We start from the raw sequence: 3,570 nt of genomic DNA, 5'->3' as shown, positions 1-3,570 counted from the left end.
ATGAATGGAACAACAAAACTGGCTGCCTGAACAGATAATCAGATCCACCTTATTCAGGCTAAAATTTGGTCGAAATAGCAGGACCATGTATACCAAAGGCGCGCTTAGGCCCGCTGAAGATCAATTGTTGGCTACCCTGATCAACTCGGCCTTCGCTGCAGGCAAAATGTCTCTACGTGCTTTCTTCGTTATAAGGATGCTGAGAGGATTTGCAATGCGCCCCTCCCAACTGGCCGCAATGAAAGTGTCTGATGTCCGTGACGGAGACTCTGGCATGCATATCCGCATCCCAATGGCCAAACAGCGTAACACACAATTACGCGGTGAGTTCATGCCATGGAAACCGGTTAGTGCTGGATTTGCAGATATCATTCGAACCTATCTTGCAGAAGAAGTCTATCCAGTTGCAACAATCGGCTCTCGGGAAAATGCTCCGTTATTCTGGACCGCCAAAATGCGCAAGGTGCAACCAACAGGATTTGACGGTTCCATCATTGGTCATGCTAACGCTGACAACATCACTGATATCTACCAATTGGCAATACATAATTTAAATGCCATTAGCCCTCTCACGGGGGAAAAAATGAAACTCAATCCGCGTCGCGAACGCCATACATATGCGACCCACTTGGCGATGAATGGAGCTCCAGCAGAAGAAATTGCTGTAAATCTCGGCCAAACACATGCCGGATCCTGCCAACCTTACATCGACGCCACAATTGGACACTTTCAATCCATCGAGAACGTCGTAGGGGCCCATTATGTGGCTGTTGGTGATCGCTTCATAGGCAATGTTGTTAGCGAAAATAAAGACAGCAATGAATTTATAATTGTAAATGACAAACTTTCCAATGTTGGATCATGTGGATCCAACGGCTGCAGCGCTGTAGATTGCGGTGTAGCACCCCTCGCCTGCTACACATGCCGAAACTTTAATGCGTGGGAAGAAGGTCCTCATCAGGAAATCCTTGACACCTTGCTAGAAGAACAAATCAACAGGCGCAAAGATAACCATGCCGAATTAGCCGAAACAACCACAAATACGATCATTGCAATCAATGACCTGATTGAAAGAATCAAACAAATTCGGGAGACGCGCAATGCCTGACATTAGCGTCGGAAGCATCATCCCCTTCAAGCCGCTCAGCACAGATGCCGAACTTATCCTCGATCAATATATTGCAGAAGCTCAAAAGTCCCCTTTTATCGCGGCTCTAGGAATCGTTTGGAGCACACAAACCTGGGATCTCACTGAGGTTGCAACCCCCGACCGGTCAGGAGCGTATGTCCGCTTCACCTTTCCTGAGCTGTGTCCGAGATTCCTTGACTTTATAAAAGCTTATGTAATTCATGAGATCGCTTCCAATTTCCCTCGCAAATATCAAATCGGAAAATATTCGGCTCCAGCAAAAAATGCCAAATATGTGCAACTGGCAATGAATAAATTCAATGTAAGCAGCCCAGTCGATCTCACCCCTCAAATCCTCGATGATGCGATGAGTCTCTTTACGGGCAACGATAATACAAAAGAGCAAAATCGTTCAAAAGTCGGCTGGTTCGTCGATGTCTTACTCAAACATAGAATGTACAACAGACCTTATAAATGGTCACCTCCCAAGCAAGTCCGGAATATAACATCACGCAAAACCAAAAACCGCCTTAAAAGCAAATCCCAAGATAAAATACTCTCGACCGATGAACTGGATGCTGTAATCCAACTATTCAACCGCGCCTCAACACAAGAAGAGAAAATCGTTGGAGGAATCCTCGCCCTCCTATGTTGCGCACCCATGCGAGCTGAGGAACTACTACTCATTGCACGCGATGTAGACATCATGCTCGACCCAGGCGATAACCTTCAGTCAGGGCTTGTTTGGCGACCTAAAAAAGGTGGCATACCTGGCCTGAAATATGTTCCTTCCGGTATGGTCGATGTGGCCAAGCGCGCACTCAAAATGATCAAAGAAGAAACTCAAGAAGCTCATGATCTCGCAACCCATCTCATGGCAAACAATCCTGACTCAGTTCCCCACGAAATGCGTGCATTCAAACATTATCCATTCATGGATGAACAAAAAACTGTGCGGATAGACGAAGCCCTCTTCGTATATTTCCACGGAGATCGCCCCAAACCTATCCCATACAACTGGCTAGCACGGCGAATTACAACCACAGCAAATGCAGAAAGAAACCTTTTCCGAAAACTAGGAATTCTTTTGCCTGATGGATCTATTCCCAACATCAATACCCACAAATTGCGGCACTATCACAACACCATCGCTGCTAAATGCAATATGTCAGAATTTGATCGTGCACGCTGGTCTGGCCGAAAAAACATGGCTCAAAATGCGGTTTATGACCATGAAACGCCGGAAGAACTAACAGCCCGAATTCGCACAAAACTCCATGGTAAAGCACCAATACGAGTGCCAAAAATCTTCAAAGAAAAAGAATTTGATTTAACAACAATTCGGGAGGCAATGCATTCAACCTCAGCTGGCTGGTGCTCAAGAAGTCTGAGACAAGATCCTTGCACAATGTTTGGAGCATGCCTGAACTGTCAGCATCTCGTATGCGTAAAAGGAGCCCAAGGCAAGCTGGAATACATTCAGCGTGACTTGGAACGCACCCAAAACCTTCTTCAACTTGCACAAAAGAAAAAATCTAATGGTCTCAAACTGCAAGATCGCTGGATTGATCAATACAAAAAGAAAATTGAGCGCCTGACACAGCTCACAACCATTTTATCCGATGACACAGTCGAAGATGGGTCTTTCATTATGTTGGCCGATGATCCCACGCTTGTTGCCTATAACCCCGTCATTGACTTTCTAGCCTCAGAAAATAGGCATAAGCTATCCTTTGTCGATGAAGACGATCTGGTGGAAAATCATGGGCGCATTGATTGGGACAGTGACGATTTGGAAGATGACGATGACTGAAAAACAGCGAAAACATCTGAAGTCTCTTCAAAAAGCCCAAACTTGCGAATGGATAAAATCCCGGAGACACAAACCAACATGGGCTGATGTCACCACATTCATCCTCAAAGAATTCAATATTGATCGCAAAGAAAACACGGTTTGTCGTGACCCCGACTTGCGCAACGCCATGAAAGCACGAGCAAGTGTAACCCCTCCATCCCCAATCCTAGGCAAACCTACTACCAAAAAACTTGAGGCCCTGATCGAAGAAAATGACAAACTTAAGGTCAGAATAGCAGAGCTAGAGGATCAGGTGCAGGCATTTACCGAAGAACGTATTGCGATGATAAACTTTGCAAGCGCTCATCAATTTACTGAATCAGAAATCAAGCGCAGCCTTTTCCCAGTTGACCGCAATGCAACGGATATATCCAATGACTAAACTCAATGGTGTGCAACGCGGAGCCGAAGTCTCAAAATCCTTTCAAACCTGGTTTGATGAGCGTCAGAAGCTTGGAGATGTGTCTGAATATCTAAATGCGCGGGGACGACTGCGGATTCCGACGTATCCGCGCAGTCATTCCAACAACATCCGCGCACCCATTCCGGGCTATCCGCGCGGCTCTGATGCATTGCCGTGAGGCGG

At 46.1% G+C, this 3,570-nt stretch carries 4 protein-coding genes; all 4 read left to right on the top strand.

Going from position 1 to position 3,570, the window contains the following annotated elements; translation table 11 throughout:
- Positions 1 to 85: 85 nt before the first annotated feature.
- From BM258_RS24130 to BM258_RS24115, 4 genes are read left to right on the top strand one after another with little or no spacing between them, the layout of a single operon-like run.
- Positions 86 to 1,108 carry a site-specific integrase gene (locus tag BM258_RS24130; protein ID WP_175528235.1) on the top strand — a complete coding sequence of 341 codons (1,023 nt, stop codon included), beginning with the start codon at positions 86 to 88 and terminating at the stop codon, positions 1,106 to 1,108.
- Positions 1,101 to 2,942 carry a hypothetical protein gene (locus BM258_RS24125; RefSeq protein WP_090075788.1) on the top strand — a complete coding sequence of 614 codons (1,842 nt, stop codon included), beginning with the start codon at positions 1,101 to 1,103 and terminating at the stop codon, positions 2,940 to 2,942. The genes BM258_RS24130 and BM258_RS24125 overlap by 8 nt, the downstream gene beginning before the upstream one ends.
- Positions 2,935 to 3,366: a hypothetical protein gene (locus BM258_RS24120; RefSeq protein WP_090075787.1), complete on the top strand. Its 432-nt coding sequence runs from the start codon at positions 2,935 to 2,937 to the stop codon at positions 3,364 to 3,366. The genes BM258_RS24125 and BM258_RS24120 overlap by 8 nt, the downstream gene beginning before the upstream one ends.
- Complete coding sequence (locus BM258_RS24115) at positions 3,359 to 3,565, top strand: hypothetical protein (RefSeq protein ID WP_090075786.1); 207 nt, start codon at positions 3,359 to 3,361, stop codon at positions 3,563 to 3,565. The genes BM258_RS24120 and BM258_RS24115 overlap by 8 nt, the downstream gene beginning before the upstream one ends.
- Positions 3,566 to 3,570: the final 5 nt, after the last annotated feature.

This window comes from Cohaesibacter marisflavi (genome assembly GCF_900115225.1).
GTDB lineage: Bacteria > Pseudomonadota > Alphaproteobacteria > Rhizobiales > Cohaesibacteraceae > Cohaesibacter > Cohaesibacter marisflavi.
The sequence above is the reverse complement of the archived record's forward strand: the minus strand, read 5'-3'. Positions and strand labels throughout refer to the sequence as shown.

What these genes read in the sequence shown, in the direction of transcription:
- BM258_RS24120 (WP_090075787.1), top strand. Translation starts at nt 2,935, where the DNA reads ATGACTGAAAAACAGCGAAAACATCTGAAGTCTCTTCAAAAAGCCCAA.
- BM258_RS24115 (WP_090075786.1), top strand. Translation starts at nt 3,359, where the DNA reads ATGACTAAACTCAATGGTGTGCAACGCGGAGCCGAAGTCTCAAAATCC.
- BM258_RS24125 (WP_090075788.1), top strand. Translation starts at nt 1,101, where the DNA reads ATGCCTGACATTAGCGTCGGAAGCATCATCCCCTTCAAGCCGCTCAGC.
- BM258_RS24130 (WP_175528235.1), top strand. Translation starts at nt 86, where the DNA reads ATGTATACCAAAGGCGCGCTTAGGCCCGCTGAAGATCAATTGTTGGCT.